The sequence below is a fragment of the Variovorax sp. GW823-FHT04F07 genome, assembly GCF_058795995.1.
Genome location: NZ_JBXAIG010000010.1, coordinates 122,382 through 142,302 on the forward strand (window position 1 = coordinate 122,382; position 19,921 = coordinate 142,302).

Consider the following 19,921-nt stretch of genomic DNA (forward strand, 5'->3'; position numbering starts at 1 on the left):
GGCTGCTCAGTGCACCAGCACCGGCGTGTGCGCCAGCTCGGCATAGCCTTCGAGCGTGTCCTCGACCTCTTCCTGCGTGGGCGTGTTGAGCTGCCAGGCGGCGATCTGCTGCTGGAACAGTTCGGCCCAGGAGCCGTCGAGGTACACCTCTTTGCCCGATCGCTTGTCCACGATCTCGAAGCCGTGGCGTTCCAGCACGGGGCCGTTGGGCGTCGTGCTGGGCTCGTCGCCGTCGTTCGGCTGCACGTGCACGACGACGAAGGACTCGGAGTCGTAAAGCATGTTCATGGCGGGCCCTGTGAGGATGTCGATGGCGTTCATGAGGGTTAGATAGCAATCAACGCGCCAGTTTCAAGAACAGTTGTCGTCGCGCCGTTGATATGTGAGTCTTTTTGCCTCAATTGGCGGGCGCTTCGGGTAGGGGTTTGCGCAATTGGGCGTCAGCAAAGTCGCCGTTTGCCTCGGTCTGGCGGATGCGCACGGGCAGGTAGCCGTAGCGCGGCGCCAGCCAGAGTTCCAGTTTCCGGTCGAAATCCTTGCGCGGCGTGCGGATGAGCTTGCGCGTCGTGAAGTCGCCGGCCGGCAGGCTCAGCTGCTCCTCGTCGCCGACCTCGAAGACCCACACATCGCCGTCGCGCACGCCCACCGTCTGCACCGAGATCCGGGTGCCGGCCGGGTACCGCCCCGGGCTGGCCGCCAGCAGGCCGCCCAGCTGCATCATCACGCTCATGCGGTCCTGCGCGCCGGGCTGCAGGGGCACCGACGGCGCGTTGTTGCTGAAGATGATCTGCCCCTGGTCGCGCGCGAAATGCGAGGCCACCTCGGCCTTGCGGCTCTCGGAATAACGCTCGGGTTCCAGGCCCGAGGGGCCGATCTTGCCGGTGCTGTGCCAGTTCAGCAGGGTGAAGAACACCGCCTTGAGCGTGAGCCGCCCGTCGTAGCGGGTGCCGTCCTGCAGCCAGACCAGTTCGCCGAACACGCCGCGCTGCGGCGAGGCGCCTTTCTGGCCCGTGGCCTCGAAATCGAGCGTGACCGAGCCCGGAATCCGCAGCGCCTGGGTGCCGGCGATGGTGCCCGAGGCGCCGCTGCCGGCCGTGGTCGTGCCGCCCTGCGTGCCACCGGGCGTGTTGCCGGTGGCGGCGGCCGGGGCGCTGGCCGGTGTCTCGGGGGCGGTTGCTCCTGAATCTGTAGCGGCTTGCGCGGTCTGGTCGGGCGTTTCGGGGGGCGGCGTCTGGGCCGGCGCGTCCGGCACGGGGGCCGGGGCCGGCTTGGGGCGGGGCACCGACGCCTCGTGCGGACGCCGGGGCTTGGCCGGTGGCGACGGCTTGGCCGCGACCGGCGCGGCGGCCGGTGCCGCGGGGGCTTGCGCCGCAGGCGGCGCGATCACGATCGTGCGCGTGATGAACTTGCTGGCCAGCGGCGAGGGTTCCGGCCCGATGGCCATCGGTGCCAGTCCGAGCAGCAGCAGGTGCGCCAGCGCCACCGCCAGCGTCAGCGCCGCGAGCGCGCGCCAGGACGGGCGCCCGGGCAGGCCCAGGGACAGCGGTGGGGGCGCGACGTGCGTCGACATGGGTGTGTGGAGTGGGTTGCGGCGCCGAGGTTCACGAAGTCCACTCGGTACACTGCCGCCCGTTCAACCAGTTTAGTGGGCGCGGCGCCGCGCCCTTTTTCTTGCTCACGCCCGCACCATGAAACTCGCCACCCTGAAGGACGGCTCGCGCGACGGCCAGTTGGTCGTCGTCTCGCGCGACCTCACGCTCGCCCACTACGCCACCGGCATCGCGAGCCGCTTGCAGCAGGTGCTGGACGACTGGGGCTTCATGAGCCCGCAGCTGCAGGACCTGTACGACGCCCTCAACCACGGCCGCGCGCGCCACGCCTTTCCCTTCGACCCCGCCCAGTGCATGGCGCCGCTGCCGCGCGCCTACCAGTGGGCCGACGGCTCGGCCTACCTGAACCACGTCGAGTTGGTGCGCCAGGCGCGCAACGCCGAGGTGCCCGAGAGCTTCTACACCGACCCGCTCATGTACCAGGGCGGCAGCGACGACTTCCTGGGCCCGGTCGACGACGTGATCGTGCCCAGCGAAGCCATGGGCATCGACTTCGAGGCCGAGATCGCCGTCATCACCGGCGACGTGAAGATGGGGTCCACGCCCGAGCAGGCGCTGGACGGCATCCGCCTCGTGATGCTGGCCAACGACGTGAGCCTGCGCAACCTCATTCCGGCCGAGCTGGCCAAGGGCTTCGGCTTCTTCCAGAGCAAGCCCGCCACCGCCTTCAGCCCCGTGGCCGTCACGCTGGACGAGCTCGGCGAGGCCTGGCAGGACGGGCGCGTGCACCTGGCGCTGCAAAGCAGCTGGAACGGCCGCAAGGTCGGCCTGTGCGACGCCGGCCCCGAGATGACCTTCCACTTCGGCCAGCTCATCGCCCACATCGCCAAGACCCGCAACGTGCGGGCCGGCAGCATCGTCGGCAGCGGCACCGTGAGCAACAAGGGCGTCGAGAAGAACGGCCGCATGGAATGGCCCAAGGGCTACTCGTGCATCGCCGAGAAGCGCTGCATCGAGACCATCCAGGACGGCGCGCCCGCCACCGACTTCATGAAGTTCGGTGACACCATCCGCATCGAGATGAAGGGGCTGGACGGGCGCTCGCTGTTCGGCGCGATCGACCAGGAGATCGTGTCGACGGCGGGGCGGCCGGTGGAGGCGCCGGTGTCGCTCACCAAGCCGCAGGCCGGAACCGACACCGGCACCGCGCCGGCACCCGCCGCCGGCGACTGAGACCCTGTCGGGGTTTCTCCCCGTTCGGCTGGCCGGAAGCCCCCGTTCCGCAAAGCCCAACCCTGCGCGGCGGGCGCTGCCTAGGATGCAGCGATCCGTTCACTGCAAGGAGACAGGTCCATGGGCATGCCGAAGCTGGCGGGGCGCGCGCTGTGCGCATGGGGGGTGATGGGCATGGCGCTGGCCGGGCAGGCCGCCGCCCAGAAGCTCAGCGACGACAAGGTGCGCGTGGGCGTGCTGTCGGACATGTCGGGCCTGTATGCCGACACCGCGGGGCGCGGCTCGGTCGAGGCCGCGCGCATGGCCATCGAGGACTTCGGCGGGAAGGTGCTCGGGCGGCCCATCGAACTGGTCTCGGGCGACCACCAGAACAAGGCCGACATCGGCGCCTCGCTGGCGCGCACCTGGTACGACCGCGACGGCGTCGACGCCATCTTCGACATGAACAACTCGGCCGTCGCGCTGTCGGTGGTCAACCTGGCGCGCGAGCGGCAGAAGCTGTCGATCAACACCGGCGGCGCCTCGGTGGCGCTCACCAACGAAGCCTGCGCGCCGACCTCGGTCCACTACACCTACGACACCTACGCACTGGCCAACGGCGCCGCGCAGGGCGTGAGCCGCCAGGGCGGCAAGACCTGGTTCCTGCTCGGCGTGGACTACGCCTTCGGCAAGGCCATGGCCGCCAACATGACCGAGTTCGTCGGCGAGCTGCAGGGCAAGGTGATCGGCAGCGTGTTCCACCCGCTCAACGCGAGCGACTTCTCGTCGTACGTGCTGCAGGCGCAGGCCTCGGGGGCCGACACCATCGCGCTGGCCAACGCCACCAGCGACACGGTCAATGCCGTCAAGGCGGCGCGGCAGTTCGGCGTGTCGCCGAAGCAGCGCGTGGTGCCGATGCTGATGTTCATCAACGACGTGCATGCGCTGGGCCTGGCGCAGGCGCAGGGCATGACCTTCGCCACCGGCTTCTACTGGGACCGCACGCCCGAGTCGCGGGCCTGGGCGCGGCGCTACTTCGAGCGCATGAAGAAGATGCCTTCGATGATCCAGGCCGGCGCCTACTCGGCGGTCACGCACTACCTGAAGGCGGTGCAGGCCGCGGGCACCGACGACGGCGCCACCGTGGCCGCGAAGATGAAGGCGATGCCGGTGAACGACTTCTTCGCGCAGGGCGGCACGATCCGCGCCGACGGCCGCATGGTGCACGACATGTACCTGGTGAGCGTGAAGAAGCCCGCCGAGTCGAAGTACCCGTGGGACTACTACACGGTGCTGTCCACGCTCCCCGGCGACAAGGCCTTCCAGCCCTTGTCCAAGAGCAAGTGCCCGCTGGTTGCCGCAGCGAAGTCCTGATCGCCTGACCGAACCCAAGGAGATCCCATGAAAGTCCGTGCCGCCGTCCTGCAGCGCCTCGGCGCCCCGGCGCCCTATGCCCAGAGCCGACCGCTCGAGATCGAGGAGGTCGAGCTGGCGCCGCCCGGTCCCGGCGAGGTGCTGGTGCGCATCGCGGCCGCGGGGTTGTGCCACTCGGACCTGTCGATCCTCAACGGCGACCGGCCGCGCCGCACGCCGATCGTGCTGGGCCACGAGGCGGCCGGCGTGGTCGAGGCGCTGGGCGAGGGCGTGACCGACCTGGCGCAGGGCGACCACGTGATCCTGGTGTTCGTGCCGAGCTGCGGCCATTGCGCGCCGTGCGCCGAGGGCCGGCCCGCGCTGTGCGAGCCGGGCGGTGCGGCCAACGTGGCGGGCACGCTGCTGGGCGGCGCGCGGCGGCTGTCGTACCGCGGTGAGCCGATGGACCACTTCGTGGGCGTGTCGGCCTTTGCCGAGTACGCGACGGTGTCGCGCCGTTCGCTGCACAAGATCGACCGCGAGCTGCCGCTGGAGATCGCCGCCATGTTCGGCTGCGCCGTGGTGACGGGCGTCGGTGCCGTGGTCAACACCTCGCAGGTGCGGCCGGGCCAGACCGTGGCCGTGGTGGGGCTCGGCGGCGTGGGGCTGGCCGCGCTCATGGGCGCGCTGGCGGCGGGCGCCGCGCGCGTGATCGCGGTCGACCTGGCGCAGGACAAGCTCGACTTCGCCCTCGCACTGGGCGCCACCGACATCGTGAACGCCAGCGACCCCGACGCGGCCAAGCGGCTGCGCGACATGACCGAGGGCGGAGTCGACCATGCGCTCGAGATGGTGGGTTCGGCCAAGGCGCTGGAGTTCGCCTACAAGGTCACGCGCCGCGGCGGCACCACCGTGACCGTGGGCCTGCCCGCCGCCATCCAGACGCTGAACACGCCGGTCTGGCACCTCGTGGCCGAGGAACGCACGCTCAAGGGCAGCTACCTCGGCAGCTGCGTGCCGCGGCGCGACCTGGGGCGCTTCATCGCGCTGTACCGCCAGGGCAAGCTGCCCGTGGACCGGCTGCTCACCGGGCGCCTGAAGCTCGAGGAGATCAACGAGGGCTTCGACCGCCTGCAGCGCGGCGAGGCCATCCGGCAGATCGTCACGATGCCGTGACGGCCGCAGGCATCGCGCCCCGCAACAACTCCTTCTGCGTCCGAATCCCCAACCGCCGGAACGCCCGGTACTGATGCGTGCGCACCGTGCTCAGCTCCACGCCCAGCACGCGCGCCGTCTCCTTCGCCGTGCGACCCGCCATCAGGTGGCCGATCACCTCGCGTTCGCGCAGGCTCAGCGTCAACAGCCGCGAGGCGAGGGTGGGCGCGGCCGCCTCGTGCACGGCCGCCGCGCTGCGGCTGTGGGCGCTGGCGGCGTCGGCCAGCAGGGTGGCGTGGGCGGCGATGACGCCGAAGTCGGTCTCGCCGAACTCGGGCTGCGCCAGGCTGCGGTAGAAGCTCACGGCCACGCGCTGGCCGCTCGGGCGCAGCAACAGCACCGAGCTGCGCTCGCGGATGCCCACGTCGCCGTAGCAGGCGGCGCGGTAGGCGGGGTCGGCCACTTCGTCGCCGTGCTGGTGGCCCATCCACAGCTGGGCGCGTTTCGGCAGCTTGCGCGCGGCCAGCCAGGCCATGTGGGGGTCGAGTCGGTCGAAGCGCTGCGCCACGTAGCGCTCGGCGGTGCGCTCGGCCGTGTGGCCGTAGCTGCTGGCGGCCGACACGGTCTCGATGCGGCCGGTGGCGTCGACGCCGAACACGGTGCAGAAGGTGACGGGCATCACGCGGTGCATCGCCGCCAGGCAACTCGCCGCCAGGTGCGGCGTGCCGATGCCCGCCAGCACGTCGCCGACGACGGCCGCCGACAGTTGCGCGTCGGCGGCGGGGTGGAGGCGCCAGCGTTTCATGGGGTTTCGAAGGAGAACTAGGGTAAATACCTCCTACGAAGTTATGACATTGGCGCGGGCGGTGCATCGGGACAATCCCGTTCCATGACCACCACCCGTACCGCCGACGCCGCCACCGGCCCCGTGCCGCCGCCAGCCTGCGCGACCGCGCTGCCGCCCTCGGTCGGCGCCTTCCACTACACGCGCTTCGCGCCCCGGTTGCCGTCGCTCGGCGCCGACGGCATGGAGCCCGGCCGCCACCCCGTCGTGATCGCGGGCGGCGGCCCGGTGGGCATGGCGCTCGCGCTGGGGCTCGCCAACCACGGCGTGCGCTGCGTGGTGCTCGAGGCCGACGACACGGTCTGCGTGGGCAGCCGCGCGGCCTGCATCTCGCGCCGCAGCCTGGAGATCGTCGAGCGCCTGGGCGCGCTGCCGGCCTTCATGGGCAAGGGCCTGCCGTGGAGCGTGGGGCGCAGCTTCTACAAGACGGCCGAGGTGTTCCGCTTCGAGATGCCGCAGGCCGCGCAGCAGAAGCTGCCGCCGATGATCAACCTGGAGCAGTACTACATCGAGCAGTACCTGCTGGACGAGATCGAGCGCCGCAACGCCGCGACGCCGGGGCTCATCGACATCCGCTGGGGCACCGAGCTCACCGCGCTTGCGCAGGACGAGGACGGCGAGGGCGTGACGCTCGACGTGCGCAACGCCGAAGGCGCCTACCGCCTGCGCGGCCAGTGGCTCGCGGCCTGTGACGGCGGCCAGAGCTTCGTGCGCAAGTCGCTCGGGCTGGCGCTGGAAGGCACGGGCTACGAAGGCCGCTACGTGATCATCGACATCGAGCTGCACAGCGACCACCCGACCGAGCGCCGCGCCTGGTTCGACCCGCCGTGGAACCCCGGCTCGACCGTGCTGATGCACCGCCAGCCCGACGACATCTGGCGCATCGACTACCAGCTGCGCGCCGGCCAGAGCACCGAAGACGCGCTGCAGCCCGCGGCCGTGGCCGAGTTCGTGCAGCGCCACCTCGACGCCATCGGCGAAGGCCACCTGCCGTGGAAGACGGTGTGGACCTCGGTGTATCGCGCCGGTGCGATGACGCTCGAAAGCTATCGCCACGACCGCGTCGTGTTCGCGGGCAACGCAGCGCATGCGATGCCGATCTTCGGCGTGCGCGGGCTCAACTCGGGTTTCGACGACGCCGACAACCTGGCCTGGAAACTGGCCTTCGTGGCCCAGGGCCTGTCGGGCCCGGCGCTGCTGGATTCGTACTCGCAGGAGCGCATCGCGGCCTTCCACATCAACGCCGAGAGCGCGATGCGCAGCACCGAGTTCATGTCGCCGCCCTCGCGCGGCTTCGACCTGCTGCGCGAAGCGGCGCTGTCGCTGTCCGAGGCGCATCGCGGCATCGCGCAGCTCATCAACCCGCGCCAGACGCAGGCCGTGCGCTACGGCGGTTCGGCGTTGTCGAGCGCGGGCGACACGCTGCCGGCCGGTCCGCTGCCGGGCGAGGCGATGCCCGAGCAGCCGCTCGCGCAGGGCCATCTGACCGACTGGATCGGCCCGGTGTTCACGCTGCTGGTGCTGCAATCTGACATGGCACAGCTGCCCGACGCCGACATCGCGCAGGCCCGGCAAGGCGCCTTGCCTTTCGAGGTGCGCACCATCGGCAGCCTGGGGAGCAACGACCGCGCCGATGCGCAAGCGTCCCCCGCCGTCTTCGCCGCGCTCGGCGCCGGCGATGGCGCCGTCTACCTGCTGCGCCCCGACGGCCACGTGGCCGCGCGCTGGCACCGGCTGCCGGCCGGTGCGCTGCCCGCCGCGCTGGCCCGCGCGGCCGTCGCCCCTTCACTGGACATTCCCGCATGACGACCTCCGCCCCCTCGCTCCACCCCGACGCCCGCGACCGCCTGTACGCCGAGTGCGCGCGCGCCATCACCGAGGCCGGCGCCGAACGCGAGTCGCTGTTCCTCGCGCGGCTCGCGCTGCTGCTGTTCGAGCAGGTCGGCGACGAGGCGCGCTGCCGCGCCGCGCTGGCCGACGCGTTGCGCGCGCTGCCCGTACCATCGCTGTCCGCTTCCGAACAAAAAACAGGAGATTGATCTCATGGATCGCCGCACCCTTCTCGCCACACTCGCCTCCGGCGCCGCCGTGGCCGCAGCCCCCTTCACCCACGCACAGGACTACCCCGCGCAGCTCATCAAGTGGGTCGTGCCGTACCCCGCGGGCGGCGGCACCGACGTGATCGCGCGCGTGCTGGCCGAGGCCATGCGCCAGACGCTGGGCCAGCAGATCGTGGTCGACAACCGCCCCGGCGCGTCGACCAACATCGGCGCCGACCTGGTCGCCAAGAGCAAGCCCGACGGCTACACGGTGCTCTCGGCCGACAACGCCGTGCTGGCCTTCAACGAGCACCTGTTCAGCAAGCTGCCGTTCAACCCCGAGAAAGACTTCACCTACATCGGCGCCATCGGCAAGTTCCCGCTCGCGCTGGTCGTGCACCCGGACTTCCCGGCCAAGACCTTCAAGGAGTTCCTGGCCTACGTGAAGGCCAACCCCGGCAAGGTCAACTACGCGTCGCCCGGCAACGGCTCGCCGCATCACCTGGCGATGGAAATGTTCAAGGCGCGCACCGGCACCTTCATCACCCACATCCCGTACCGCGGCGCGGCGCCGGCCATGGCCGACGTGATGGGCGGCCAGGTGCCGTGCATGTTCCTGGACCTGGCCTCGGGCCTGCCGATCATGCAGGGCAACAAGGTGCGCGTGCTGGCCATCGGCTCGGGCGCGCGCAGCAAGCGCCTGCCCGAGGTGCCGACGCTGGCCGAAGTGGGCGTGCCCAACACCGAGGTGTTCGCGTTCCAGGGCATCCTGGGCCCGGCCGGCCTGCCGGCCGCCGTGGTGAACAAGCTCAACAGCGACCTGAACAAGGCCTTCAGCACGCCGGCCGTGCAAAAGCGCTTTGACGACTTCGGCATGGAAGCGATGCCCGGCACGCCGGCGCAGTTCGCGGCGCTGTCGCGCGCGGAGTCGAAGCGCTGGGGCCCGATCATCAAGCAGGCCGGCATCAAGCTGGACTGATGCCGCCGGGGGGCATTCGTCCTAGCGGGCGAACGCTTTTCGCGAGCCGTCTTCGAAGACTTCGTCGTCGCGCTGCAGCTCGCCGTTCTCGTCCCAGCTGCGTTCGCGCGTCACGCGGCCCTTGTCGTCGAAGCTCGACTCGGCCAGCAGCTCGCCTTTTTCATTGAAGCGCTGGTGCGTGCCCACGGGCACCTGCCGGCCGCGACCCGGCGCGAGGTAGCGGCCCTGCGCGGCGCGCTGGCCGCTGTCGTAGAACTCGGTCACGTCGACCGTGCGCTCGCTGCCGGCGCCGCTGTAGACGGCCTTGCTGCGCGGCTGGCCGTTGAGGTGGTAGCTGTCGTCGCTCAGGGGCTCGCCCGCGGCGTTCCAGCGCTGGTCGCGCACCAGCGAGCCGCGGTCGGAAAACTCCTGCTCGCGCTGGCGGATCGACGAGCGCCCGACCAGCAGCCACACGGTTTCGCGCCGCTTCACGCCCTCTGAGGAAAAACTGCGCTCCACGCGCCGGTTGCCGCTGGTCTCGTCGACCACCGACGGCTTGCCGTTGTCGTAGAACTCCTGCGTGCGCACGCGCTTGCCGGCCTGGTACGACAGCCGCGAGCGCAGGGTGCCGCGCGCGTCGAACAGGTCGACGTTCGAGGGCCCGCCCGTGAAGCCGCACAGCCTGGCATCGTCGGCCACCGGCGCCAGCACGGGTGCCTCGGCGCAGCGCAGCATCGACATCTGGCCGCGCTCGGTGAACTCGACCATGGCGCGCTCGGTGCCGCGGTCGGGGTAGAAGGTGGCGCGCCGCAGCTGGCCGCCCGGGTAGAAGCTGCGCACCAGGCCGCGCTCCTGGCCGTCGTCGTACGTGGCGTCGCGCAGCACCTGGCCGCCCGGCGCGAACTCGCGCGCGCGGCCGTGCATGTTGCCCTTGGCGTTGATGGTGTGCTCGCGCGCGAGCTTGCCCTTTTCATAGAAGCGCACCAGGCCCATGAAGACGCCGTTCTGCACCTGCTGCTCGCGCTGGAGCTCGCCAGTGCCACGGTCCTTGCAGCGCATCAGGCCGGTTTTGCCGGCGGTGCTGTTGCCGTCGGCCGGGCTCACGCGCTGGCCGTTGAGCTCGCACTCCTGCTGCGCATGGACCGTCGGGGTACCCAACAGCGCGGCCAATGCGATCGCGGCCGGGCCGAGGAGGGACGCGGCCGCCCGGGGCGCCCGAAGATCGGAAGCGGGCGGGCGCAGGGTCACTTGTCGTAGAGCGTGTCGAGCGAGCGGAAGCCCTTGGCCTCGATCGGGTTGCCGAAGGGGTCGCAGAAGAACATCGTCCACTGCTCGCCCGGCTGGCCTTCGAAGCGCACCTGCGGCTTCAGAACGAAGTCGGTGCCGGCGGCCTCGAGGCGCCCGGCCAGCGCCTGCCAGTCGGGCAGCGCGAGCACGATGCCGAAGTGCGGCATGGGCACCATCGCGTCGCCGACGCGGCCGGTGCGGGTGGTGGCGAAGGGTTCGCCCCGGTGCAGCGAGATCTGGTGGCCGAAGAAGTCGAAGTCGACCCAGGTGTCGGTGCTGCGGCCTTCGGCGCAGCCCAGCACGTCGCCGTAGAAGCGGCGGGCGCCGTCCAGGTCGCGCACGTGGAAGGCAAGGTGAAAGATGCTTTGCATGGTTTTGGATTATGGGCAGCGGTGCTGTGAGAATGCCGGACTTTCTTTCAATCATGGAGCTCGCCTTGCGGATACTCCGAGCCCTTGTCGCACCGCTGCGCCTGCTGTCGCGCGGCACCGACCGGCCGGCGCCCCAGCGCCTTCTTGCACGTCTGACCCGCCAGGCCTTCGCGGCTGTCGGTGGTTGTTTCATCGCGGTGGCCGCACATGCCGCTGCCTGCCCGCCCTCGGCCATCGCCAGCCTGGAGAAGCCCGGCATCGGCCTGCGCAACGGCATCGACCGCGGCCTGCTGTGGCGCATCGAGCGCGACGGCCGCACCTCGTGGCTCTACGGCACCCTGCATCTGGGGCGCGGCGAATGGGTGCGCCCCGGCCCCACCGTGCAGAAGGCGATGGCGCAGAGCGACACGCTCGCGCTGGAGCTCGACTCGCGCGACGACGCCACGGTGCGCGCCCTGAGCCAGCCGGCCGACCCGGCCGCGGTGGCGCGCGTGCTCAGCGGCGAACGCGCCCGCCGGCTCGAGCGCCAGAACGCCGAGGCCTGCGTGCCGCCGGGTTCGACCGCCCGGCTGCCGCCCATCCTGCAGGTGACGGCGCTGACCGCGCTGGCGGCGCGCGCCGACGGGCTGTATGCGGAGTTCGGCGTCGACGAGACGCTGGCCGTCTCGGCCCGCAACAGCAACAAGCCGATCGTCGCGCTCGAGAACGCGGCCGACCAGCTGCGCTGGCTCACCGGCGGCTCCGAAGCCGAGGAGGCCGAGCAGATCGACGCCATGCTCGACGAGCTCGAATCGGGCCGGCTGCGCGGCCAGCTCAAGACGCTGGCCGATGTCTGGGCGCGCAGCGACGCGGCCCGGCTGGCGCGCTACGCCGAGTGGTGCGAGTGCCTGAACACGCCGGCCGAGCAGCGCCTCATGAAGCGCCTGCTTGACGACCGCAACCCCGGGCTGGCCGACGGCATCGAGCGCCTGCACGCGGGCGGGCGCAGCGCGTTCGCCGCGGTCGGCGCGCTGCACATGGTCGGCGCGCAGGGCCTGCCCACGCTGATGGCGGCGCGCGGCTTTCGCGTGACGCCGGTGCTCACCGAGGCGCAGGCGCAGCAGGCGCTGCCGATGCCGGCGCTCGCCGCGCCCGAGCCGCCGGCCCGCAAGGCGGTGCGCGGTGGCAAGAACGTCAAGGGACAGAAGGCGGCCAAGGGCACGGGCCCGAAGGCCGCCGCGAAGGGCGGGGCCAAGCCGGCGTCCAAGGCCGCTGCCGCGCCCAAAGGCAAGGCCGCACCCCGTGCCGCCCCCAAGGCCACCAACAGCAAAGTGCGCCGATAATCGCGACCGCCATGCACACGTTGCGCCCCCACCCCCGCCTGATCGGCCGCCTCGGCCGCTGGGTGCTGCTGTGGTTCGTGCTGTCGCTGGGCGTGGCGGTGGCGTCGCCGGTGGTGCATCCGCAGGCGATGGAACTGGTGTGTTCCGGCGCCGGCACCATCAAGGTGGTGGTGCACACCGAAGATGGCGTACAGGACATGGGCGCCACGCACATGGACTGCCCGCTGTGCGTGCTGACCGGCGCGCCGCCCCCGCCGCCCGTGGCGGCCGCGTTCGATGCGCCCCTGCCGCTGGGGCGCGTGCTTCAACCCATTCCCGCCGCGCGCCATGCCGCGGCCACGGCCGCGCCGCTGCCGGCCCGTGGGCCCCCGCGTTCCGCCTGAGCGATCAGCAACAGCGCTGTCTGTCGGTGCACCCCGGGTGCGCGCAGGCAGTCCCTTTGGCATGAAGTTCGTGGAGCCGGTTCCCCATGAAGCAGCACTCCCGCGCCCTGGCGATCGCCATGGCATTTCCTTTCAGCGCGCCGGTGTGGGCGCAGCAGCAAACGCCGCCGGACGTTGATCCGCCGGAGGCCGGCGCCGCGGCCGCCCCGGGCCGCACGCTGGGTACCGTCACCATCAGCGGTGGCCGGCCGACCTCGCTGCCGACGCAGATCCCCACCACCATCGAAGGCGTGACCGCCGAGCAGATCGCCGAGACGGTCAACGCGACCGACGCCGAAGACGCGCTCAAGTACCTGCCGAGCCTGCTGGTGCGCAAGCGCTACATCGGCGACTTCAACCACGCGGTGCTCGCCACGCGCGCCTCGGGCACGGGCAACAGCGCCCGCGCGATGGTCTACGCCGACGGCATCATGCTGTCGAACCCGCTGGGCAACGGCGCCACCTTCGCGCCGCGCTGGGGCATGGTGTCGCCCGACGAGATCGAGCGTGTCGACGTGCTCTACGGTCCGTTCTCGGCCGCCTACCCGGGCAACTCGGTGGGCGCCGTGGTCGACTACGTGACGCGCATGCCCACGCAGCTCGAGGCGCACGTCAAGCTCAGCGGCTTCACTTCGAACTTCGACCTGTACAACAGCCATTCGTCGCCGGGCGGCCAGCAGCTGGACCTGTCGCTGGGCAGCCGCAGCGGCGACTGGTCGTGGTGGCTCGGCGCCTCGCGCACCCACAGCAAGGGGCAGTCGCTGTCGTTCGCCAACCGGCTCGTGAGCGCCGGCACGGTGGGCAGCGCGGGCACGCCCGTCACCGGCGCGGTGCTCGGGCTGAACCCGTCGAACCAGCCGTGGTGGCTGCTGGGCGGCATCACCGCCTACGACACGACCCAGGAGCAGGCCAAGCTCAAGCTGGCCTACGACTTCTCGCCCACGGTGCGCGCCACCTACACGCTGGGCGCCTGGCACAACACCACGCACGGCAGCACCGACACCTACCTGCGCGATGCGCTCGGCCAGCCGGTGTACGGCGGGCGCGTGAACCTCGGCGGACGCACCTACAACCTCGACGCACCGGCGGCGGCCTTCGCGCCGACCGAGACGGCGCTCACGCACTACATGCACGGCCTCTCGGTGAAGAGCCACACGGGCGGCGTGTTCGACTGGGAGGTGGCGGCGAGCCTGTTCGACTACGCGAAGGACACCTCCCGCACGCCGACCACGGCGCTGCCGGGCGCCTTCTACGGTGGCCCGGGCCGCACCACTGACATGGGCGGCACCGGCTGGCACACCTTCAAGGCCGCGGGCACCTGGCGGCCCACCGGCTCGGCCGAGGGCGTGGGCGCGCACGTGGTCGACTTCGGTGTCCAGCAAGACACCGCGCGGCTGCGCAGCGCCATCGGCAACACGCGCGACTGGATCGGCGGGCCGGCCGTGTCGCCGTTCTCCGCCTTCAACGGCAACACGCGACTGCGCTCGCTCTACGTGCAGGACACCTGGCGTTTCGCGAAGGACTGGAAGACCACGCTGGGCCTGCGCCACGAGCGCTGGGAGGCGTACGGCGGTCAGCTCGGCAACGCGGCGCGGCTGCTCGACTTCGCGCCGCGCAAGAACAGCTTCGTCTCGCCCAAGGCCGCGCTCGCCTGGCAGGCCACGCCCGACTGGCACTTCAAGGCCTCGGTCGGCCGCGCCGTGCGCATGCCCACCGTGAGCGAGCTCTACCAGGGCTCGATCGAGGGCAACCGCATCGTCAACACCAACCCCGAGCTGCGCCCCGAGCGCTCGTGGACCGCCGAGCTGAGCGCCGAGCGCGACCTCAAGCGCTGGGGCGTCGACGGCGTGCTGCGCACGACTCTGTTCTTCGAGCACACGAAGGACGCGCTCTACACCCAGGCGCTCACCAACCTCGTGAGCACCGTGCAGAACGTCGACGCCATCCGCACGCGCGGGCTGGAGGTGGCGATCAACACGGTCGACGCGGGCATCCAGGGGCTGGACCTGGGCGGCAGCCTCACGCTGACCGATTCGAAGATCACCGCCAACCGCGGCTTCCCGGCCAGCGTGGGGCGCGACCAGCCGCGCGTGCCCAAGGTGCGCGCCTCGCTGCTCGCCACCTACCGGCCCGACGCCAAGTGGAGCTACACCGTCGGCGCGCGCTACAGCGGCCGGCAGTACGGCACGCTCGACAACAGCGACCCGAACGGCATGGCCTTCATGGGCTTCTCGAAGTTCTTCGTGGTCGATGCGCGCATCCGCTACCGCATCGACCGCCAGTGGAGCGCCGCCGTCGGCATCGACAACCTGAACAACCGCACCTACTGGGCCTTCCACCCGTACCCGCAACGCACCTTCGTGGCCGAACTGAAGTTCGACCTCTGACCCTCACTTTTTCCTATTCAAGGACACTCGCCATGACGAAGCTTTCGACCCCTACGTTCCACATCCTCGCCGCCTGCGCCCTGCTGGCCGGTGCCGGCGCCGCCGGCGCCCACGTGAGCCTGCCCCCGGGCGGCGCGACCGTCGGCAGCGAGTACAACGCCGCCTTCCGCGTCGGTCACGCCTGCGAAGGCGCCAAGGCCACGACCGGCCTCGCGGTGCGCCTGCCCAAGGGCTTCGTGCTCACCGACGCCCAGGCGCGCAAGGGCTGGAAGCTCGACGCGCCCAAGGCCGGCAGCACTGAAGGCGAGGTGCGCTGGACGGCAGAGACGCCGCAGAATGCGCTGCCCGGCAGCGAGCGCGGCGAGTTCGTGCTGCGCGGCAAGGTGTCAGCCGCGCCGGGCCCGCTGTGGTTCAAGGTGCGCCAGGACTGCGACGTCGGCAGCGTCGACTGGGCCGAAGTGCCCGCGTCGGGCAGCACCACGGCCGGCCTGAAGAAGCCCGCGGCCAAGCTCGACGTGATGGCGCAGGGCGTGGCCACGGTCGACGTGCGCGACGCCTGGGTGCGCCAGTCGGTGCCGGGCCAGAGCGGCACCGGTGCCTTCATGAAACTCACCGCGCCCACGGGCACGAAGCTGGTCGGCATCTCGACGCCCGCCGCCGGCGTGGCCGAGGTGCACGAGATGAAGATGGAAGGCGACACCATGCGCATGCGCGAACTCGCGGGCGGCCTCGAGCTGCCGGCCGGCAAGACCGTCGAGCTCAAGCCCGGCGGCTACCACGTGATGCTGATGGACCTGAAGGGCGCCATGACCAAGGGCGCGACCGTGCCCATGACCCTGAAGTTCGAGGACGCCAAGGGCGCGAAGACGACGCTGGAGCTGAAGCTGCCGGTCGGTGCGCCCGAAGGCGCCGCTGCTGCCGCGCCCGCGGCGGGCGGTGCGCACCAGCACAAGCACTGACCCGCTCGGGGTCTGGCCGGACCGTCAGAGCAACTGGTCCGGCGCCAGCGGCCCGAACAGTCGCAGCAGGAAGCGCAGCGTGGCGCTCGCGTCGGGCTCGGTGTCCGTGTCCTGCAGGCCGCTGCCTTCGGGCGCATGCCACACCAGCGTGCCCTGCGCGAGTTCGACATGCCAGGCGCGCTCGCGCATGCCGCGCTCGATCTGCTCGGCCGCCATGCGCGAAAGTTCGCCGCTGCGGATCAGCAGCGCGATCTCGGTGTTCTGCAGCTGCGAGCGCAGGTCGAGATTCATCGAGCCGACCACCAGCAGCCGGCCGTCCATCACCAGCACCTTGGAGTGCAGCATCGCACGCGATTCGCCGCTGACGCTGCCCGCGCCGCTGCCGCCCGAGGAGCCGAACACATTGCCGAAGTCGGCCTGTTCGCTGCGCAGCTCGTACAACTCCACACCCGCAGCGAGCAGCGCCTTGCGGTGGCGCGCATAGCCGACGTGGGCGATGGGCGCGTCGTTCGAGGCCAGTGAATTCGTCAGCACCCGGATGCGCACGCCCCGCGCGCGCGCCGCGGCAAAGGCCTGCTGCATGTCGGGGCCGGGCACGAAATAGGGCGAGATGATCAGCAGGTCGGTGCGCGCCTGGCCGATCAGGTGCAGCAGGCCTTCGACCACCGTGTCGCCGCTGGAGGCCAGGTCGGCCAGCGCGGTGGCGCTGCGCGAGGGCAGCTCGGGCCGACTGACCACGAGGTCGGGGTTGCGCACCGCGCCGGGGCCGCTGTCGGCCGGGATCTTGCCGGGCGCGTCGGCCAGCATCAGGGCCGGGGCCCAGACGAAGGCGGCGCTGCGCAGGTCCAGCGGCTTCTCGTCCCAGGCGCGGGCCCGCTGCTCGGGCGTGGGGCCGGCGCCGGGGCGCGGTTCGCCGTCCGGGGGCTTGGGCTGGTTGCGCGCCTCGGCCGCTTCGTCGCTGAGTTCCTGGTCGATGCGGCGCGCGCGGTCGCGGATGCGCTGGAACTCCTCGCGCGAGACCAGCGACTGCACGGGGTAGGCGCGCTCGTTGTTCCAGTAGCTGTCGAAGCTGCGCGAGAGGTCCTGCACGATCGGGCCGGCCGCCAGCACGTCGACGTCGACGAAGTTGCCGGTGGTGGCATTGCCGAAGTAGGCGTCGCCCAGGTTGCGCCCGCCCGTCACGCCCATCACGTTGTCGGCCAGGAACAGCTTGTTGTGCATGCGCTGCTGGATGCGCGAGACTTCGCCGATGGCGTTGAGCATGCGGTTGAAGCCGGTGCCGCGCGAACCCGCGAGCGGATTGAACAGGCGCATCTCGATGTTCGGGATGAAAGCCAGGCCGAGCACCAGCGCGTCGCGGCCGATGGTGTGGAAGTCGTCCAGCAGGATGCGCACCCGCACGCCGCGTTCGGCCGCCGCGCGCAGCCCGCGCACCAGCCGGCCGGTGCTGGCGTCGGCGTGGATGGCGTAGTACTGCAGGTCCAGCGTCTTCTGCGCGTTCTCGATCAGCGCGAGCCGGCTGCCGTAGGCGGCCTGCGGGCCGCCCAGCAGCAGGAAGCCGGAGTCGAAGCGCGCCTTGTCGGCGTTGCGGCGCTCCCGCAGCAAGGTCGCCAGCGCCGTGCCGTCGGGCGAGGCGAGCGCGGTCGAGACGGGGCGGTCCACCTCCTTCGGCAGCTGCGCGCAGGCGCCGAGCACCAGGATCGCCAGCAGCGCGACGCTGCGGCGGGCCAACGCGTGGAAGAAAGAAGAATGCATGCGGCGGGGTCTTTCCGGGGGCTTGGGAAGGCGGTGCCGCATGTATAGCCGAGTTGGCGTCCGTCGTGGGTGGGACGGACGGCCAACCGGCGCAGGAAAGCGGCGCTCAGCGCCCGGCGCCGAGTTCTTCCTGGCGCTCCAGCGCGGCGAGCAGCTCGTCGTCGATCTTGGCGTGGCGCTCGCTCAGCTCGACCGCGCGCGAGGCGTCGCTTGCATAGATGGCGCCGCCGTCGAGTTCGAGCATCTCGCTGATGCGCTTCTGCTCGGCTTCGAGGGCTTCGATCTGCGCGGGCAGGGCTTCGAGTTCGCGCTGCTCCTTGTAAGAGAGCTTCTTGCGGGGACCGCCGGTGGGGGCTGCGGCGGGTGCAGCCGCGGGCGCCGGGGCCGGTGCGGCGGCTGGAGGCGGCGGTGGTGCCGACGCGAGGCGCTGCTCGGCGATCTCGCGTGCGCGCTTGGACTGGATGAGCCAGTCTTCCACGCTGCCCTCGTACTCGCGCCAGCGGCCGTCGCCCTCGAAGGCGATCGTGCTGGTCACCACGTTGTCGAGGAAGGTGCGGTCGTGGCTCACGAGGAACACGGTGCCGTCGTAGTCCTGCAGCAGGCCTTCGAGCAGCTCGAGCGTGTCGATGTCCAGGTCGTTGGTCGGCTCGTCGAGCACCAGCACGTTGGCCGGGCGCGCGAACAGGCGGGCCAGCAGCAGGCGGTTGCGTTCGCCGCCGCTGAGCGAGCGCACGGGGGAGTTGGCGCGCGCGGGGGAGAACAGGAAGTCCGACAGGTAGCTCTTGACGTGTTTCTTCTGGCTGCCGATTTCGATCCACTCGCTGCCGGGGCTGATGAAGTCTTCCAGCGTGGCGTCGAGGTCGAGCTTGTCGCGCATCTGGTCGAAGTACGCCACCTGCTGGTTGGTGCCGCGGCGGATCTTGCCGCTGTCGGGCTCGAGTTCGCCGAGGATCAGCTTGAGCAGCGTCGTCTTGCCGGCGCCGTTCGGGCCCAGCAGGCCGATCTTGTCGCCGCGCAGGATGGTGCCGCTGAAACCGCGGATCACGGTTTTCTCGCCGAAGGACTTGGAGGCCTCGGTGAGTTCGGCCACGATCTTGCCGCTGGACTGGCCCGAGGCCACGTCCATGTTGACGCTGCCCTGCACCTCGCGGCGCGCGGCGCGGCTGGCGCGCAATTCCTGCAGCCGCGTGATGCGGCTCTGGCTGCGCGTGCGGCGGGCTTCGACGCCCTTGCGGATCCAGATCTCTTCCTGCGCCAGCAGCTTGTCGGCCTTGGCGCTGATGATCGCTTCCTGGGCGAGCTGCTCTTCCTTCTGGACGAGGTACTGCTCGAAGTTGCCCGGGTAGGAACCCAGCTTGCCCCGGTCGAGCTCCACGATGCGGGTGGCGACGCGGTTCAGGAAGCTGCGGTCGTGGGTGATGGTGACGACGCTGCCCTTGAAGTCGATCAGCAGCTGTTCCAGCCACTCGATGGAGTCGAGGTCCAGGTGGTTGGTCGGCTCATCTAGTAAGAGCACGTCCGGCGCGGCCACCAGGGCCTGGGCCAGGGCGACCCGCTTGCGCGTGCCGCCCGAGAGGGAGCCGACGCGCGCGGTGGGGTCGAGGTGGAGGCGGTGCAGCGTCTCTTCGACGCGCTGCTCCCAGTTCCAGGCGTCGTAGGCTTCGATCTTGGACTGCAGGGCGTCCAGATCAAGCCCATCCGCGCCAGAGAGATACAGGTCACGGATGGCGATGACTTCGCCCAGGCCCTGGCTGGCGGCGGTGAAGACGTCCGCATCCATGTCCAGCGCGGGTTCCTGCGCCACGTAGGCCACGCGCAGGTTCTGCTGAAGCTGCAGCGTGCCGTCGTCGGGCTTTTCCAGCCCGCCCAGTATCTTGAGCATCGACGACTTGCCGGCGCCGTTGCGGCCGATCAGGCCGATGCGTTCCGATTCGAGAAGAGAGAAGTCCGCATGATCCAGCAGCGGGACGTGACCGAACGCGAGCTGCGCGTCGAGGAGTGTGATGAGTGCCATGTGGCACGGATTATCGGAGGGGCGGGTGACGGCGCTTGGCGGCTGGGGAAGAAGGCTTCTTTGTGGCTCTCTATATAGAAGGGGCTGGAGTCCCCTGGGAGAGACGTCGGCAGTCAGGGAAGAGGCGTGAAGCGGGCGGCGAGTGGGGCGGCAAAGGTCTTCTTCAAGTTTCTTTCAGCTTGGCTTGCACGAGCCGAAATCTGTCATATACTCGTGGGCTTCGCTGCTGAATATCTTTGGTGTTTGAAGCGACTGGTGCTCTCAGGAGCGTTGGTTGTGGGTGGTGAAGAAAG

The 19,921-nt window shown here is 70.7% G+C and carries 17 protein-coding genes; 10 read left to right on the forward strand and 7 right to left on the reverse strand.

From position 1 onward, the window contains the following. Nucleotides 1-6: 6 nt before the first annotated feature. Nucleotides 7-288 carry a BTH_I0359 family protein gene (locus AC1RAA_RS30035; RefSeq protein WP_062478455.1) on the reverse strand — a complete coding sequence of 94 codons (282 nt, stop codon included), beginning with the start codon at nt 286-288 and terminating at the stop codon, nt 7-9. A 109-nt stretch (nt 289-397) separates the two neighbouring features. Continuing rightward, on the reverse strand, nt 398-1,570 hold the full coding sequence (locus tag AC1RAA_RS30040; RefSeq protein ID WP_492732661.1) for a DUF3108 domain-containing protein: 1,173 nt from the start codon (nt 1,568-1,570) through the stop codon (nt 398-400). 118 nt (nt 1,571-1,688) lie between these two features. Here AC1RAA_RS30040 and AC1RAA_RS30045 point away from each other — a divergent pair, with 118 nt between their 5' ends. From AC1RAA_RS30045 to AC1RAA_RS30055, 3 genes are all read left to right on the forward strand, one after another. Next, a complete protein-coding gene (locus tag AC1RAA_RS30045; protein WP_492732662.1) occupies nt 1,689-2,783 on the forward strand; it encodes a fumarylacetoacetate hydrolase family protein in 1,095 nt (364 codons plus the stop codon). Between the two features lie 126 nt (nt 2,784-2,909). Further along, complete coding sequence (locus AC1RAA_RS30050; RefSeq protein WP_492732685.1) at nt 2,910-4,136, forward strand: ABC transporter substrate-binding protein; 1,227 nt, start codon at nt 2,910-2,912, stop codon at nt 4,134-4,136. Nucleotides 4,137-4,163: 27 nt separating this feature from the next. After that, on the forward strand, nt 4,164-5,291 hold the full coding sequence (locus AC1RAA_RS30055) for a zinc-dependent alcohol dehydrogenase family protein (protein ID WP_492732664.1): 1,128 nt from the start codon (nt 4,164-4,166) through the stop codon (nt 5,289-5,291). Here the strand turns inward: AC1RAA_RS30055 and AC1RAA_RS30060 are convergent. Continuing rightward, nucleotides 5,278-6,075: a helix-turn-helix transcriptional regulator gene (locus AC1RAA_RS30060; RefSeq protein WP_159279687.1), complete on the reverse strand. Its 798-nt coding sequence runs from the start codon at nt 6,073-6,075 to the stop codon at nt 5,278-5,280. The two genes, AC1RAA_RS30055 and AC1RAA_RS30060, sit on opposite strands and share 14 nt — an antisense overlap. An 84-nt stretch (nt 6,076-6,159) precedes the next feature. Between AC1RAA_RS30060 and AC1RAA_RS30065 the strand changes: the two genes are divergently transcribed. Genes AC1RAA_RS30065 through AC1RAA_RS30075 form a run of 3 tightly spaced genes read left to right on the forward strand, consistent with a single transcriptional unit; the run spans nt 6,160 to nt 9,132 of the window. Then, entirely contained in the window at nt 6,160-7,920 is a 1,761-nt protein-coding gene (locus AC1RAA_RS30065; RefSeq protein ID WP_492732665.1) for an FAD-dependent monooxygenase, read from the forward strand. Then, complete coding sequence (locus tag AC1RAA_RS30070) at nt 7,917-8,153, forward strand: hypothetical protein (protein ID WP_095746954.1); 237 nt, start codon at nt 7,917-7,919, stop codon at nt 8,151-8,153. The genes AC1RAA_RS30065 and AC1RAA_RS30070 overlap by 4 nt, the downstream gene beginning before the upstream one ends. 4 nt (nt 8,154-8,157) lie before the next feature. Beyond that, the gene (locus AC1RAA_RS30075) at nt 8,158-9,132 is read left to right on the forward strand and encodes a Bug family tripartite tricarboxylate transporter substrate binding protein (protein ID WP_492732666.1); all 975 of its coding nucleotides are present in this window, start codon (nt 8,158-8,160) and stop codon (nt 9,130-9,132) included. 21 nt (nt 9,133-9,153) lie between these two features. On the opposite strand, the gene AC1RAA_RS30080 is transcribed toward AC1RAA_RS30075, so the two are convergent. Both AC1RAA_RS30080 and AC1RAA_RS30085 read right to left on the reverse strand, forming a co-directional pair. Then, nucleotides 9,154-10,269, reverse strand: a complete 1,116-nt coding sequence (locus tag AC1RAA_RS30080) for a toxin-antitoxin system YwqK family antitoxin (protein WP_492732668.1) — start codon at nt 10,267-10,269, stop codon at nt 9,154-9,156. Between the two features lie 86 nt (nt 10,270-10,355). Continuing rightward, nucleotides 10,356-10,769 carry a VOC family protein gene (locus AC1RAA_RS30085; RefSeq protein WP_095950063.1) on the reverse strand — a complete coding sequence of 138 codons (414 nt, stop codon included), beginning with the start codon at nt 10,767-10,769 and terminating at the stop codon, nt 10,356-10,358. Nucleotides 10,770-10,834: 65 nt separating this feature from the next. Between AC1RAA_RS30085 and AC1RAA_RS30090 the strand changes: the two genes are divergently transcribed. From AC1RAA_RS30090 to AC1RAA_RS30105, 4 genes are all read left to right on the forward strand, one after another. After that, nucleotides 10,835-12,091, forward strand: coding sequence for a TraB/GumN family protein (locus tag AC1RAA_RS30090; RefSeq protein WP_492732670.1), 1,257 nt, complete (start codon nt 10,835-10,837; stop codon nt 12,089-12,091). 11 nt (nt 12,092-12,102) lie between these two features. Continuing rightward, the gene (locus tag AC1RAA_RS30095) at nt 12,103-12,474 is read left to right on the forward strand and encodes a DUF2946 family protein (RefSeq protein ID WP_070063852.1); all 372 of its coding nucleotides are present in this window, start codon (nt 12,103-12,105) and stop codon (nt 12,472-12,474) included. An 86-nt stretch (nt 12,475-12,560) separates the two neighbouring features. After that, nucleotides 12,561-14,900: a TonB-dependent receptor gene (locus tag AC1RAA_RS30100; protein ID WP_492732672.1), complete on the forward strand. Its 2,340-nt coding sequence runs from the start codon at nt 12,561-12,563 to the stop codon at nt 14,898-14,900. Nucleotides 14,901-14,932: 32 nt separating this feature from the next. Beyond that, on the forward strand, nt 14,933-15,859 hold the full coding sequence (locus AC1RAA_RS30105; protein WP_492732674.1) for a copper chaperone PCu(A)C domain-containing protein: 927 nt from the start codon (nt 14,933-14,935) through the stop codon (nt 15,857-15,859). Nucleotides 15,860-15,883: 24 nt separating this feature from the next. Here the strand turns inward: AC1RAA_RS30105 and AC1RAA_RS30110 are convergent, their stop codons facing one another. After that, nucleotides 15,884-17,614 carry a phospholipase D family protein gene (locus AC1RAA_RS30110; protein WP_492732676.1) on the reverse strand — a complete coding sequence of 577 codons (1,731 nt, stop codon included), beginning with the start codon at nt 17,612-17,614 and terminating at the stop codon, nt 15,884-15,886. 106 nt (nt 17,615-17,720) lie between these two features. Further along, on the reverse strand, nt 17,721-19,628 hold the full coding sequence (locus AC1RAA_RS30115; RefSeq protein WP_492732678.1) for an ATP-binding cassette domain-containing protein: 1,908 nt from the start codon (nt 19,626-19,628) through the stop codon (nt 17,721-17,723). Between the last annotated feature and the right edge of the window lie 293 nt (nt 19,629-19,921).